Annotated in this window: 13 protein-coding genes and 1 pseudogene; 5 read left to right on the plus strand and 9 right to left on the minus strand. The window is 70.0% G+C overall.

Annotation, left to right across the window (positions count from 1 at the left end; all coding sequences use genetic code 11):
- Positions 1–14 precede the first annotated feature (14 nt).
- A complete protein-coding gene (locus ACFZBU_RS47330) occupies positions 15–1232 on the plus strand; it encodes a caspase family protein (RefSeq protein WP_391590036.1) in 1218 nt (405 codons plus the stop codon).
- Positions 1233–1488: 256 nt separating this feature from the next.
- Here the strand turns inward: ACFZBU_RS47330 and ACFZBU_RS47335 are convergent, their stop codons facing one another.
- From ACFZBU_RS47335 to mihF, 5 genes are all read right to left on the minus strand, one after another.
- Positions 1489–1923 carry a MerR family transcriptional regulator gene (locus ACFZBU_RS47335; RefSeq protein WP_391590037.1) on the minus strand — a complete coding sequence of 145 codons (435 nt, stop codon included), beginning with the start codon at positions 1921–1923 and terminating at the stop codon, positions 1489–1491.
- A gap of 24 nt (positions 1924–1947) precedes the next feature.
- Entirely contained in the window at positions 1948–2973 is a 1026-nt protein-coding gene (locus tag ACFZBU_RS47340; protein WP_391590038.1) for an MDR family NADP-dependent oxidoreductase, read from the minus strand.
- 321 nt (positions 2974–3294) lie between these two features.
- On the minus strand, positions 3295–3933 hold the full coding sequence (locus ACFZBU_RS47345) for a hypothetical protein (protein ID WP_391590039.1): 639 nt from the start codon (positions 3931–3933) through the stop codon (positions 3295–3297).
- A 476-nt stretch (positions 3934–4409) separates the two neighbouring features.
- Positions 4410–4742: a tyrosine-type recombinase/integrase gene (locus ACFZBU_RS47350; protein WP_391590040.1), complete on the minus strand. Its 333-nt coding sequence runs from the start codon at positions 4740–4742 to the stop codon at positions 4410–4412.
- A gap of 254 nt (positions 4743–4996) precedes the next feature.
- The gene (mihF, locus tag ACFZBU_RS47355; RefSeq protein WP_391590041.1) at positions 4997–5365 is read right to left on the minus strand and encodes an integration host factor, actinobacterial type; all 369 of its coding nucleotides are present in this window, start codon (positions 5363–5365) and stop codon (positions 4997–4999) included.
- 118 nt (positions 5366–5483) lie between these two features.
- Here mihF and ACFZBU_RS47360 point away from each other — a divergent pair, with 118 nt between their 5' ends.
- Positions 5484–6233, plus strand: coding sequence for a DUF6461 domain-containing protein (locus ACFZBU_RS47360; RefSeq protein WP_391590042.1), 750 nt, complete (start codon positions 5484–5486; stop codon positions 6231–6233).
- Here the strand turns inward: ACFZBU_RS47360 and ACFZBU_RS47365 are convergent.
- Positions 6227–6730 carry a hypothetical protein gene (locus ACFZBU_RS47365; RefSeq protein ID WP_391590043.1) on the minus strand — a complete coding sequence of 168 codons (504 nt, stop codon included), beginning with the start codon at positions 6728–6730 and terminating at the stop codon, positions 6227–6229. The two genes, ACFZBU_RS47360 and ACFZBU_RS47365, sit on opposite strands and share 7 nt — an antisense overlap.
- A gap of 363 nt (positions 6731–7093) precedes the next feature.
- Here ACFZBU_RS47365 and ACFZBU_RS47370 point away from each other — a divergent pair, with 363 nt between their 5' ends.
- Positions 7094–8680 (plus strand): hypothetical protein, encoded by a 1587-nt coding sequence (locus ACFZBU_RS47370; RefSeq protein WP_391590044.1) that lies wholly within the window; start codon positions 7094–7096, stop codon positions 8678–8680.
- Positions 8681–9200: 520 nt separating this feature from the next.
- On the opposite strand, the pseudogene ACFZBU_RS47375 reads toward ACFZBU_RS47370, so the two are convergent.
- Positions 9201–10112, minus strand: a pseudogene (locus ACFZBU_RS47375) (IS481 family transposase); the annotation flags it as partial.
- Positions 10113–10289: 177 nt separating this feature from the next.
- Here ACFZBU_RS47375 and ACFZBU_RS47380 point away from each other — a divergent pair.
- Both ACFZBU_RS47380 and ACFZBU_RS47385 read left to right on the plus strand, forming a co-directional pair.
- On the plus strand, positions 10290–10571 hold the full coding sequence (locus ACFZBU_RS47380; protein WP_391590045.1) for a three-helix bundle dimerization domain-containing protein: 282 nt from the start codon (positions 10290–10292) through the stop codon (positions 10569–10571).
- Between the two features lie 253 nt (positions 10572–10824).
- A complete protein-coding gene (locus tag ACFZBU_RS47385) occupies positions 10825–11469 on the plus strand; it encodes a dihydrofolate reductase family protein (RefSeq protein ID WP_391590046.1) in 645 nt (214 codons plus the stop codon).
- A 402-nt stretch (positions 11470–11871) separates the two neighbouring features.
- Here the strand turns inward: ACFZBU_RS47385 and ACFZBU_RS47390 are convergent, their stop codons facing one another.
- Positions 11872–12621, minus strand: coding sequence for an Imm53 family immunity protein (locus ACFZBU_RS47390; RefSeq protein WP_391590047.1), 750 nt, complete (start codon positions 12619–12621; stop codon positions 11872–11874).
- Positions 12622–13015: 394 nt separating this feature from the next.
- Positions 13016–13654 carry an alpha-ketoglutarate-dependent dioxygenase AlkB gene (locus ACFZBU_RS47395; RefSeq protein WP_391590048.1) on the minus strand — a complete coding sequence of 213 codons (639 nt, stop codon included), beginning with the start codon at positions 13652–13654 and terminating at the stop codon, positions 13016–13018.
- Positions 13655–14083: the final 429 nt, after the last annotated feature.

Raw genomic sequence — 14083 nt, forward strand, 5'->3', positions numbered from 1 at the left:
ACGGGGAGAACCGGGTGCAGCAACCCCCAGACCCCGCGGCGTCCCGCGCGGTCCTGATCGGCACCGCCGGGTACGCCAGCCTGCCCGAACTCACGGCGGTGACACGGAACCTGGTCGCGATGCGCACGATGCTGTGCGACGCGGAACTGTGGGGACTGGCGGATGCGTCGTGCCGGATCATCGCGGACCCCGAGCGGGCGGCCGACGTCGTCGACGGGGTGGAGGAGGCGGCGCGCGAAGCGAAGGACACGCTCGTGGTGTATTACGCGGGCCACGGACTCCTGGACGCCGACAACATCGATCTCCACCTCGCGCTGCGGCATTCGCGGGAGTTCCGCGGGTACACGGCCCTGTCCTACTACTACATCCGCCAAGCCGTGTTGCGCAGCCCCGCAAGGCGCCGGATCGTCATCCTCGACTGCTGCTACAGCGGCCGAGCAGCACACCCGTTGATGGGCGCGAACGACGTCGACCTCGCCCGGCGCGCGGACGTCGAAGGCACGTATGTCCTGACGTCGTCAGCCCACGACGCCGTCTCCCTCTCACCCGCCGGAGAGGTACACACCGCGTTCACCGGCGAGTTGCTCTCGATCGTGCACGACGGAATCCCCGACGGGCCGGACCTGATCGACCTCGAAACCCTCTACACGCACCTCGACCGGCGACTGCGTGCCCGCAACCGTCCCCCTCCGCAGCGGTGCAATCACAACACCGCAGGCCTGTTGCCGCTGGTGTGGAACCGTGCCCGCCGGGCGCCCCGGAAGAACGCCATGTCGGCGGCGGACGTGGCCGCGAGCGCATGGGACGTCGGCACGCGTCTGGCCGATGTGCTGGGCGCGACCGGCCACAACCGCGAGGCCGCCGAGATCCTGACTCTCCTGTGGAGCGCCCGGGACACCGACAAGCCACCCGACGATCTCCATCTGCACCTGCACCTGTCGCAGCTGTTCAACGAACTCGGCCAGGTCGACGAGGCCGAGGAGGTTCTCCGGGAGGCGTACGTGAACCTCGACGACAGTCACCCCCGCGACGTGCTAGCCCAGGTGTCGTTGGCCTTCGCCAGGCTCATGCGCGAGCGCGGCCACTACGCGAAGGCATGCGACGTGCTGGAGTCGGCCGTCGAATCACTCGGCGGCGCGCCGCCGCCAACGACCCAGGCCCCCACCGCGAACGCGGGGTATCCGGGCGCCGACGACATGCATCCCGAGGTGGAGGAGACCGCGAAGCCTTGACCGCTCGCCGTCCCGAAATCGACCGACGTGCCACGTCTTCGGATGTGTGGGCCCTGCGGAGCGCCCAACGCGGGAAAACCGTTCTGCGCATCCTGCGGGACCGCGCGGGACAACGGGTGACCCGGCTGCCGGCGACGGTGGCCTCGTGCCGGTCAGATGCGCGGGTCGACGAGTACGGCGCGCTCGTCCGTCAGCGGGTGGGCATCACTCGCCGCCCTGGACCGGGCACCGGCCCAGGGCGATCCCCGCACGAGCCCTACGGGCGCAGCGAAGTGTCCCGCATGCTCCGCGGTGAACGCATTGCGGCGCGGGCGAGGCGATCGCGCAGGCGGGTCAGCCGGTCGATCTCTGCGTCGAGCGCGGCAAGTCTGCGCGCGACCGCCACCGATGCGGGGGATTCCGCGCCGGGGAGTCCGTCGGGAGCGGCGTCTGCCGCGTCTGCGTCCCCACAGCGCGGCGCCGTGTCGTCCGCCAGCAGGTCCAGGCGAGACGCGAAGCCGCGCACGTCCTCCACGGTGAGCCCGAGCCGCAGCAGGTCCCGGACGACGCGGACGCGAGCGACGTCGATCGGCTCGTACTCGCGCTGCCCCGACGCACTGCGGGCGGGCGCGGGAAGCAGGCCGCGCTGCTCGTAGAAGCGCAGCGCCCTGGGCGTCGTGCCGGCCGCTGCGGCCGCGTCCCCGATCCTCATGTCCCACCCGTCTCGTCCCCGTCGTCAGGGCTCCACCACGACCGTGCCGAAGTGCCGCCCTTCCAGCAGTTCCTGCAACGCCGCCGGCGCACGGTCGATGCCCCGCACCCGAACGCAGGGGAAGCGGATCCGGCCGTCCCGCAACCAGGCACCGAACCGCTCCTCCCACTCGGCGGGCACGTCCGGGTGGTCGGCGCCGCGGTATCCGCGCACCGAGACCCCTCGGACGACGAGCCGATACGTGTCGATCTCCGCCGGCGCGCTGCCGCCCGCACGGTCCGCGGACAGCTGCCCGGACAGCGCACCGAGCAGGGCGAAGCGTGCGCCGGGACGGGCTGCGGCGACCGCGGCCGTCAGCTGCTCGCCGCCGACGGTGTCGACGACGACGTCCACTCCCTCGGGCGCCGCCTTCGCGAGTTGCTCGCCGATCGGAGCCCGCCCGCGCACCACGACCGCGTCGTAGCCGAACTCCGCCCGCAGCCGCTCGGCCTTCACCGCCGAACCGGTGCTGCCGATCACGCGACCCGCGCCCGACAGCCGGGCAATCTGCCCGGCCAGCACCCCCGTCGCTCCCGCCGCGCCGGTGACGAAGACGGTTTCGCCGTCGCGCACGGGAGCGAGTCGCGTGAGCGCACCGTATGCCGCCGACCCCGTCGACAGGTGCGCCACCGGGTCCGGGAGCCTGTCGCCCGCGACGGTGTATCCATCGGCGGGCAGCAGCGCGAACTCGCGCCAGCCCGCAAGGTGGACGACGGTCTCACCCGGCCGCGCCGACGCTCCCTCGCCCGCCGCGACGACCTCGCCGACCGCCGGGCCGAACAGCGTGTCGCCCGCACGCAGCGGCGGCAGGGGGACGCCGTCGGTCTCGTCACCCATGAGGGTCCGCAGCCCCGGGAAAACCAGGAAGTATCGGTTCCTGACGAGGATTTCACCGGGGCCGGACTCCGAGATCGGCACTTCGACGACCTGGAGGTCGGCGGCCGTCGGCAGCCCCGGTGGGCGTACGGCGAGGCGGACTGCACGTGTGGTGCGGGGCAGGGGTGTACTCATCGCGGACTCCTCGACTTTGGCCGTCGTTCGATGCCGCGGCACGGCCGCTCCGCCGTGACGCCGTGGCGACGCTAAACCCTGACGTGCGGGTCAGGGGCAAGCCCGTGCGCGGCGGGGCGGCCGGTCGGGGCGGGACGGAGACGGCCGGCGGGACTGGCCGGAGACGCGGTGCGGGTGCGGTGGCTCTGCGAGGGAGTGATCCGGACGGGCGTGCCGCCGTGCCGCAGAACAAAGAAGGGCCCTCGCATGCGAGGTGCGCATGCGAGGGCCCTTTGGAGTAGGGGTTGCCTATCGGGCTCTCGCGGGATTCCGAATCGGGGATCACCACGTGCGGAGGGACGGAGGGCGGGTGTGCGGTCCGGCTCGCGAACTGCCGCGCGCGGGCTCGGCAGTCGTGGTCGTGCGTCGGCCCGTTCGGCGTTCGGCGCAGACGGGGTGGCACGGTCGTCCGCGCGGGGACCGTGCCCGGGTGTGGGCCTTGCACAGGTCGCAGGGCATCTCCGCGGGTGCGGTCATCCAGTGCTCGGGCAGGGCCGCGCAGGTGTGTGCGTGCCATTCGGCGGCGAGGGAGGCGGCCTCGGCCGGGCTGCGGGTGCTGATGGAGGCGTTCTCGCCGCAGTCGTTGCAGAACCAGGTCACCGTTCCCAGGGCGAGTCGGTCCCGGGGCGGGACGATCCGCATCGACCCGCGTTCCCAGGCGGTCGGCAGGGTGTACGTGGTGAGGGGCGGGCTCGTCGTCACCGGGCACACTCGCGTGAGAGCCCCGGCCAGGGCTCGGCCCTTCACTCCCTGTGCGGTCGCGGCGGTCGTCATGGCGTTGAACAGATCGGGCCGGAACACCTGCTGCGCGTAGGTGAACAGCCGGAAGGCCCGGTAGCAGGCCATGAAGTCGTAGCTGGGGGCGACCACGCGGCAGAGCAGGAGGCTGCCCAGGCCGCCGATCACATCAGCGCGCGGCACCAAGCCCGCAGCTCCGTCGGTATCGGGAACGCTTGCGGTCCAGGCGAGGCCGCTGTCGGCTCCGGAGGCGACCCACCGATCCTGCCCCGGCGCCTGGGTGCGTGAGCAGCCATTCCAGGATGGCGCGAGCTCCGTCAAGGATCTGTCGGCGCTTTCGGTGGTAGTCCCAGTTCCGGTAGCGGGTCTCATCCGGCCGGTTCGGCAGCGACGGGAACAGCCCAAGGATCCGGTCGATCGACCAGCTGTCCCGCTCGCCGACCCATGCGGCCGTCTCGAGAAGGTGATCGTGCCGCTTGAAGGTGTGCGGTCGCCGTGTGCCGGCCGGCCCCGCAGGCTGAAGGTCGAGCTGATCGGCGGTCACAGGCTCCCTCCGAACAACACCTCAAGGTCGGTGGGTTCGTAGCCGATCGCAACGGGTGAAGGAGGCTGGTGGGCACGCCGTTCACATTCGGCGAGGTGATGCTGGACCCGACGGATCACGGCGGCTTCGTCCTCGACCAGGTAGATCTCCGTGGTCGACAGGTCGGTGCGTGGCCGAGGATCTCTTGGACGTCCCTGAGCGAAAGCGCCTCGTCCCGGGCCATACGAAGTGCAGCGGTGTGCCGCAGGTCGTGCATCGACCAATTCGCGCCGAGCAGCGCGTTGGCCCGTCGGAACACTGCCCGCAGCGCCTCGTAGTTCAGTGGATGCCGGCGCAACCCGCTGTCATGGTCGCGGCGGCTCAGGGTCTGCCAGACCCTGTCGGTGGGGTGGAGCGGGGCGCCGAGCTCGGCGAGGTAGAGCCGAAGCCAGACGAACGCGTCCGACACCGCAGTCGGCGGTGACGATCGGTGTCGAACTCTGCCTTGCCGGGCTGCTGTACGCCAACGACTATGGGCGGGTCGATGGGTGGCGCTGCGGCTCCGGTGTGAGAGTCGCCTGCGGCGCGCAGGTCGTTGGGCACGGTGGACTCAGCCGGGGTACGGGCGGCTCCAGGTGCAAAGCGTTCGCGCGACGCCGGTGAGCGAGTGCTTGCGTTCGCGGATGGTGCGGGTGAACCGCACCCGGCCACCCACGGGACCGGTCAGGGGTTCGTCGGAGCCGTCGAAGTGGGGCGTTGGCACCTCGCGTCCGCAGGCCATGACCGAGGTGCGCAGCGCTCCGGAAGCCGCTCGCGCTGTTGGACGCCCAGGCCGCGGACTCGGCGGTTCTCGGAGATAGCCGACTCGACGAGAAGTTCGGCGGCGCGTGCCTTCCCGATGGCCGGGAGGGATTCGAGCAGGACCCGGACCGGCATCTTGCCCACGGCGAGGGTGTCGGTGGCCAACACCTCGCCCAGGGACAGCCGGCCGCTCTTGAGTGCCGCCTTCACCGCGGCTCGTTCCCTGCGGACGGCGGCGGCCTTGGCGAGCGCGGCGCTGCGCTCCTCGGGACTGATCGTCGGCACGGCCATCGGGTACTCCTCGCGTGATCCATCCGGAACGGGCCCATCATGTCCGCGACGTCGGACCGCGTCGCCCCGGTGTGCCCGAGGCCCGGCGGGTGTCGGACACCGGCTCCAGGGTGGGGACATGAGTGCCCGGGACGGTATCGCGTGGCTGCGCGAGGCCCACGAGTTCGGAACCGACTACTGCGTCACGTTCGCCCGGGGCCTGGAACCTCTGGAGTTGCTCACCCGCATGGGCTGCGACCCCGGCACGGCCGCGCCGATGGGGCTCGTCGACGCCACCGAGACCTACTTCGACACCGGCGTCGAGACCATCCGGGCCGGCACCTCCCGCGGATGGGCGTACGCCGTGGAAACCACCGGGAACCGCGGATTCGAGGACGGAGTCCTGGACGCGGTCTCCGCCGGCACCGAGGCGGTACTCGTGTACGGCGACTGCAACCCCGCCGCGTATCTGATCCACGCCGAGAACGGCGAGGTCGTGTGCGGTTTCGAGGCAGGTGCTCCCGGGGCCGACCCGAAGTCCTGCCGGAGCATTGCCGCTCCGGCAGGACTTCGGCGTATTCCCCGGTCAGGAACGGTGCAGCGGGCGGCCTACTCGGCTTGGACGCGATTCCCGGAGTGGCGAAGAACGACTCGGCGAGTGCGTTGTCCCGACACCGAACGGTCCGGTCGACGGACAGCCGAATCCGAATTCCCCGTCATGGCGCGCAAGTTCCCGGCTGGCGCGAGGTCGCGAGGTCGCGAAGTCGCGCGCACCGGGGTTCGACGGCACCTCGGGCCTGGCCGGCCCAAATGTGACGATCGAAGCGGCGTCGAACCCCTGGCTGTCGATCCCCCCGCCGCGCCGTGGGCGGGGCTGATGGATCAGTAGGTCAAAGCCGGGCTGAACGCACTCTTGCCGACACACCAGATGTCGACGTTGTTGGGATTGTGGTGCATCTTGACCGACCAGTTCGTGGCGCTGGGCGGACTGGCCGACTGGATCACGGTCATGGCCTGACCGGCGGAGATCGTGCCCGCCGTCTTGTTCAGCGGACCCAGGTTGACCGGACCGAAGGGGCCGGACGTGCCGGCGGTGCCGCTGAAGGTGACCGTGCCGCTCGGTCCCCCGAGGTTGGCGGTGATCGCGAGGTCGCCGTTGTTGATGGTGATCAGCGGCGCGAGCGCGATGGTGGCCGAGAGCTGGTGCGACGCGTTGGTGGTGAACGTCGCGGTCTTGCCGGTGTAGCTGACCCCGATCGAGGTCACACAGTCGTACTTCGCGGTGGACGGGCCGCCGGCCGTGGCCGTGCCGCTGAGTGCGACTGTCGCGGCCATGGCACCGGCGAAGACGGCGGCGCCGGCCGCGAGGGCTGTGGATCGTGACATGGAAGGTGCCCCTTTCGACAGATACTGCGGAAGTTCCTGTCGGCGCATTTGGAGTGAATCCGAAGTCTCGGATTTCGTCAAGCACGATCGGAACGCAATTCTCCGCCGGCGAAATCCACGATGGGAGATTCATGATCGCAATTCACGACCAGTCACATCGGCAAAGAATATTCGGTTTCCCGGGTATTTCCCGATCATGGTGACACGTGTCGAATGAATCGGGTCCCGTCTCGCTCTTGACTACGGATGATCCAAATGTGCGAATGGTTCGCTACGCCTTTCGTTTCCGACGGGCTCCGAACAGGCCGTCCGCACCGGCCGTCCACACGAAGGAGCAACGTGTCAAAACGGTTATCCCGAAGATTGACCCGCCATCGCTGGGCCGCCTCGGTGGCGGCGGCCGCCCTGGCCCTCGGCGGCGGTCTGGTCGCCCTCGCGCCGTCGGCGGGCGCGGGCACCGTAACCCCGGTCATGCGGTGTACGACCCCGGTCGGCGCCCCGGAGGGGCAGCAGCAGTTCGAGGTGACCCTGGACCCGACGCACGGTGACGGTGCCACCTCGATGCACGTCGTGGCGGGCGGGAGTCCGGCGACCAGCCCGATCCCGATTCCGCTCGCGACGATCAAGTCCGTCTACACGTTCGCCATGTCCGGCGGCACGACCGGGGACCTCTCGGTGGCGCCACCGTCGTTCGAAACGCCGATCGAGGTGAACACGCCCATCGTGCCGCCACCGTTCACCGTGCCTACGACGATCGTCGGCGCGGCGGCCGGGTCCACGGTGGACCTCACCCTGAAGTCGATCGTGGTGCAGACCATCGTCGGCGGAAACCTGCTCGCGACGGCGACGTGCGTGCCGATCTCCGGCAACGGCGTGGTCGCGTCGTACACGGTCGAGCAGGGCAGTCAGGCGCCCACGCTGACCGCGACACCGAGCACCGTCGACTCGAACTCCCGGGTCACGCTGTCGGGCGCGCACTGGCCGGCCGGTCCGGTGGGGTTGACCATGTGCTTCCCCGAGTTCGGCGGATTCTGCGACAACGGCTACTCGACCATCGCCGCGAGTGACGTCAAGGTCGTGGACGGCGTGCTGTCGGGGTGGGTGCACGTCGCCGGCGCGGTTCCCAGTACGGCGGCGCTCCTGAAGGTCACGTCGGGATCGGTGGCCCTGGAGGCGCCGTTGACCGTCGTGTCCGTACCGGTCGGCGGGCGGGGGCTCGTGCTGAGCCCGAACACCGGTCCGGTCGGCACCCGGGTGACCGTCACCGGTACCGCGTTCTCGCCGAACGCCCAGATCACCGTCCAGCCCCAGGACGAGCCCGGGGCGCCGACGGAGGACGCCGTGACCACCACCGCGGACGCGAACGGCTCGTTCACCGCGACGTTCACGGTGACCGCCGCGACCACCGCCGCGGTCGCGGCGTACGAATTCGGCAACCCCGCGATCGGCATGCGGACGCCGTACACGGTGGGCGAGGGCCCGGCTGGGCTGACCCAGTCGGTCAGTGGGCAGATCAAGCCCGGCGGCCTGACGATGTCCCAGGCCGGCGGCCGGATCGACTTCGGCAGCGCGACGATCGACGGCAAACCGCTGCGCCTGAACGCCGCGCTCAACCGGGTCACCGTGGTCGATGCCCGAGGGACCGACCTCGGGTGGTCACTGACCGGCACGATGTCGGAGCTGACGGCCGAGAACGGCACCGACAAGCTCCCGGCCGGGAGCGTGGCCTGGACCCCCGCGTGCGTGGCGGTCGATGGCACGCCCAAAACGGTCACCCCCGGTACTCCGGGGCCGCTCGGCGCGACCCAGGCCCAGTTGTGCGTGCAGACGCCGGTCGCGGGTCGGGCCACGGGCGGCAGCGTTTCGGCGGACGCCGCCCTGACGTTGACGACCCCGGCGTTCGTACGTCCCGGGACCTACTCGGCGGCGCTCACGCTGAGCCTGAGTTAGCCGAGCGGGAGTCAACCAAGCTCGAGTCAACCAAGCGCGAATCAACCGAGCTTGAGATGGTCGACACACCGAGTCGACGCGTCGGGATGTGCAGATGTCGACGCTTCGAGACGGTGCCGCTTTACTCGCCCGGTGGTGGGGGACGACTCGGCCGATACCGGCCGGCGCCCGCGCCACCGGGCGTTTTCGTACAGGGCGCAGGATCGTGATCGGCCGCCCGGAGCAACGGCGTGGGGCCATCGCACGCTTTTCGCGACCGCCCGGTATCGCGACCCCTCGGGGGGACAGCGGGGAATGCGTCGACACCCTCGGGGCGAAAGATTCGGCGAACAGGCCGTGAGGACGTCTCGCTCGCCCGAGTAATAATCCAGGGATCGTGAAAGATTATGGCGTTTTTTCCGATTGTCCGTTTCGCGAGATTGAAATTATGGCGAGCCGGATCATGCTCTCGGAGTGCTCGGGCCTGGTCTCGTGGTCGCTGGCCGTGACGGGGCATAGGGCCTTGAATCCCAGCGACCTGGGTGTATTCACCCGTGAGGTTGGTGACGCGGCTGGCGGGTGGGTGGCCCTTGAGTGCGGTGTGTCCGCGGTGGTGATTGTAGGAGTGCAGCCAGGTCGGGAAGGCGTCGCGTCGTTCGGTCTCGGTGCGGTAGGGCTTGGCGTAGGCCCATTCGTCGAGGAGGGTGCGGTTGAACCGCTCGACCTTGCCGTTGGTCTGCGGTCGGTACGGGCGCGTGCGCTTGTGTGAGATCCCTTGTCCGGCAAGGGTGTCGCGCCGGTCGTGGGACTTGTAGCAGGAGCCGTTGTCGGTCGGGACGCGCCGGACCGTGATGCCGCGGGAGGCGAGGTAGGCGTGCGCCCGTCCCCAGAACGCAACGGCGGTCTCCTTCTTCTCGTCGGTGAGGATTTCGCTGTAGGCGAGGCGGGAGTGGTCGTCGACGGCGTTGTGAATGTAGCCGTATCCGGCGTTCGCGCGGTTCTTGCGTCCGGCGGCGCGGCCGAGGGCCTTGTGGCCGCCGCCGTCGGGGATGTTGCCGAGTTTCTTGATGTCGACGTGGATCAGGTCGCCGGCTGCGGGGTGTTCGTAGCGGCGGATCACCCGCCCGGTGGCCCGGTCGAGGTGGGTGAGGCGGGCGAGGCGGTAGCGGGTGAGGACGCGGTGCACGGTGGCCGGGTTCAGGCCGAGGAGGTGGGCGATCCGGGCCGGGCCCCAGCGGCGGAGCACGCGGACCTTCACGATCCGGCGCTCGGTCCGGGTCGGCGTCCTGCGCGGGCTGTGGTGCGGCCGCGAGGAGCGGTCGACCATCCCGGCCTCGCCGGACTCGCGGTAGCGGGCGGCCCATCGGGCGGCGGTGGTCACCGACACCTGGAAGCGTTCCGCGGCCCGTCGCAGCGGCCACCGGTCGTCGACGACGCAGCGGGCCGGACGCAGGCGGCCGGTCTCGGTCCCGAAAGCGGCCGGAGGCGGCGCCCGACGGACCGCCTCGACTGGACGCCGCGAGTCGGGCGAGTTCCCATGGAGACGGGGCCGATCGACTCCGTGGCCGGTGCACACCGGAACTGCCGCAGCCCCCGGCACCCCGTCGGTGACGTCCTCGAGGATTTTCGAATGAACGTCCGGCAGGATGAGCAGGCAGCAATCCGGCATGCGGCGGCCCGGTTGAAATGCGCCTTCCCCTCCGTGGATCCGGCCACCGTCGACGCGCTCGTCGAGGCGGCCCAGGACGCGCTGAGGGACGCCCCGATCCGGACGTACGTACCGATCCTGGTCGAACGGCGCGCCAAAACGATGCTCGCGGACGGCGTCACGCCCCCGGCACCGGCACCGTTGCCGCCCGACACCGAGCCCCGGGGACACGGGGCCACGGCCTGGCACATCGTGGATCGGTGAGCCGAACAGGCGGTCACCCCGGCACGCATCGGCGCCGTGCCGCCGAGAAGCCGTGCTGCCGGGCGCGTGGGGGACGGCCCGAAAGATTCTTCGGAATTTCCCGCGGAGTCGTGTCGAGAACGGGAGAGCGACTCCGACCCACCCGTGAGAGCACGCGCGAGCCCGGCCGAACCCGTGCGAAGCACATCGACCGGGCACCGCCGATCCGCGGCGGTGAGTCTCATCGCCGTTGTCGACAACATGGGAGGAACTCGTGACTCAGCTATTGAGGGTGCAGAACTTCAGCGTCTCCGCGGACGGTATCGGCGCCGGTGAGGATCAAACTTTCGAGCGCCCGTTCGGCCACGTCGAGCCGGAGCGGCTGTTCGCCTGGGCCGGTGCCACGGCGAGCTGGCCCATGCGTACCGATCCGGGGGGCAGCCGGGGCATCGACGACCTTTTCACGCGGGACTACCCGCGTAACATCGGTGCCGAGATCATGGGTCGCAACAAGTTCGGGCCGCAGCGCGGGCCCTGGCACGATCACCAGTGGCGCGGCTGGTGGGGCGACGAGCCGCCGTTCCGCACCCCGGTGTTCGTCATGACCCACCACGGGCGTCCTTCGTTCGCGCTCTCCGACACTACGTTCCACTTCGTCGACGGCGACCCGGCCACGGTTCTCGAACAGGCGCGGGAGGCGGCCGGGGGCAAGGACGTGAGGCTCGGCGGCGGGGTCACCGTCATCCGGGAGTTCCTCGACGCCGACCTCGTCGACACCATGCACGTGGCGGTCTCGCCGATAAAGCTCGGGTCCGGGCTGCGACTGTGGGAGTCACCCGACGAACTGCTCGACCGCTTCCACCTGGAGGTCGTGCCCAGCCCGAGCGGCGTGACGCACCACATGTTCTGGCGGAAGTGACACGAAACTCGCCCATGTGAAGCGCACGGGGCCTCCCGGCCCCCCAGGCGTGGGTCCGGGTCCCGTGGGCCTCTCGGGTCTCCGGTGTCGATCCGTGGTCCGGGGCCTCCTGGTTTGGTGCTGGCCCAATTTTTCCGTCGCACAGTGGCACTGCGCCCTGGTCGTCCCGGGCCCTCGTCCGGTCGACGGCGGTATGCGGTCCGGCCCGGTCACTGCGAGCGTTGCCGGGCGCCGTACCCGTGCGCGGTGGTCCGGTCGGCTGCGGCGCGCTTCGCGAACGACCCGCAGTACGCGCTGCTGTGGGACCGGCCGGCGACGTCGTGAGCGCCATGGCGGATCGAGGTGCCGCGCGGCGGTGGGTCGAGTGTCGTGGGGCGACCACCGGGATCGGCGGTCGGGTGTTCAGGCAGGGACGGGGACCCGGGCGGGCAGGTGGTGGCGGCCGGCGTCGGGATCACCTTCCCGGACGTACCGCTCGTGTTCGGGGATGGTGATGCCGTGGTCCCAGCGGTTGATGTTGCCGTGCGCGGTCCACCCGTCCCAGGCGGTCTCGAATGCGTCGAACACGCGCCCGGGCCCGCCCTGTTCGGTCCGAGCGCCGCCGTCGGGCAGCGTGGTCACCACGGCCCGGGAGGCGATGCCGTCGAGGAAGGGCCGGACGGCGGCGAGGAACGCCGGTCGCAGGTCCCGAAACGCGCGCATCTCCTCGTACTCGTGGAGGAACCGCTCCCCGTGCCGGCGTTCGCCGATGGCGACGCACTCGTCGTCCGCGTCGCGGGCGGTGTCGCCGAGCCATTCCAGCAGTCTCACCAGGGTCGGGCGGCGCGAGGGCGCTGCGGCGTCGGGGTCGAAGTCGCCTACGGTGAGGTGGGGTTGGTCGAGGATGGCCGCAACGTGCAGGGCAACCGTCACGGTGGCTTCGTAGATGGTGTTCTGGTGCATCACCTCCCCAGCAACCCACATCCATCGACTCCCAGGGAATTCCAGGATCTCCAGGGAAATTTCCATACCCTCGAGATCCGTTTCCGAAATGTCGACCGTTAGATCCCATCCCGGATTGTCGACCGTTTCGAGTCGAATCCCGTACTCGTGCTCCCAGTCGCCGTCACACATGGAGGCATACCACGATTCGAGATGTTTCATATGTCCCATCCTTGGCAACCCGGCAGCTCTGGCAGCTTTCCCGGCAGAAAATCGCGAGCCGTGCCGTCCGGAAGGTCGATGTGCCGAGTCTTCATCTTTGATCCGTCAGGGTTCGGGTGCGCCGGACCCTCAAGGTCGACCACTCCACAGGCCAGGTTGGCGGTCTCCAGGTGCTGGTCGGCCTGGTCCCGCCCGAGAGCGGAACCATCGAGCGTTCCGTAATACCCCGGCTCCCCCGCGGCGTCAGCCTCGGGGAGCTCCTCGACACCATCGACGCCGCGCCGCCGGCCCGCTCACGATCCGCCGGCGCGAGAACACCGACGGCGAGGTAAAGCAAGGGCGCGCCGGCCGGAGGCGGCGAGCCGTGCCGCATCCGGTCGTCAACTCGGCCGACTCCGCGCGGTCACCGCCCGGGAGGTCGAACGCCGGCGCCGTCAACGCCGGCGTCGTCTACGTATCGGTCCGATGCCGCAGTGGGCTCGGGGGCGTGCAGCGAACCCCGGCGGGTGGACGTCGACGCCCGATCGAAGTATCGAAAGGTGAGGCTGACGCGGCGCCCGACCGTCCGCTCACGCGGCACCGCATGGCTCCAACCGCGTTGCGTCACGCCCGTCATGAGCAGCAACGAGCCGTGTTCCAGCGCCAGTTCCTTCTCGTGGACGCGATCGAGGCTGCGGAACACCAGTCGGCGCGTTGCGCCGAGCGAGACGATCGCTATCGCGCTGCCGGGGACGAGGTCCTCGTACGAGTCCTGGTGGAAGCCCATCGTGTTGTCGCCGGTCTCGTACAGGTTCGCCAGGCAGTTGTCGAACGGATGACCGGCATGCTCCTCGGCCCGGGCGGCGATCGCGGCGATCCGAGGGGGCATCGGAGTCGCCGCATAGCGCTGATTCGCGTAGTTGTACGGCACGCCGAAGCCGGCCGTCCGCCGTGCCCGCATGCGCTCGTCCCAGACGACCTCGGCCGAGACGAACGCCAAGTCGGCGTCGGGATCGGCCGATACGCCGGGGAGGAGACGGATTCCGAGGGGTGGTGGCGCCATCGTCTCTCCGAGTCAGTGCCAACACGGTGAGCCGTGGTGCGTGGTCGTCGCCGAGATCGTCCCTGGCCGCTTCCAGGTTCACAGCGGTGCTTCGCCGCGGACCGCTCCTCGGCCGGGACAGCCGTGCGGCCCGAAGGCTCGAAGTCGATCAGTGTCCGGACGGCCGATGCTCCTGTGCCGCACGAAGGACGTCACGACCGACCCTATGAACCTGGCTCCATGATCCGCCAAGGATTTACCACGCGGTCTCGTCCCGACGTCGAGAGTCGATTCCCCCTCGGCGGGCCCACCAGAGGTGCTGTTGTGCACTGGATGAGTACCTGTTTTCGAACTCGAGGCCGTGCAACACGTTGATGGCGTGCTTGTTGAAGGGGTGGCACCCGAAATACCCCCTTCGCGCAGCCGGCGGTGTGACCCACACGTTGAAGC

This window comes from Embleya sp. NPDC008237 (genome assembly GCF_042956465.1).
Lineage (GTDB): Bacteria > Actinomycetota > Actinomycetes > Streptomycetales > Streptomycetaceae > Embleya.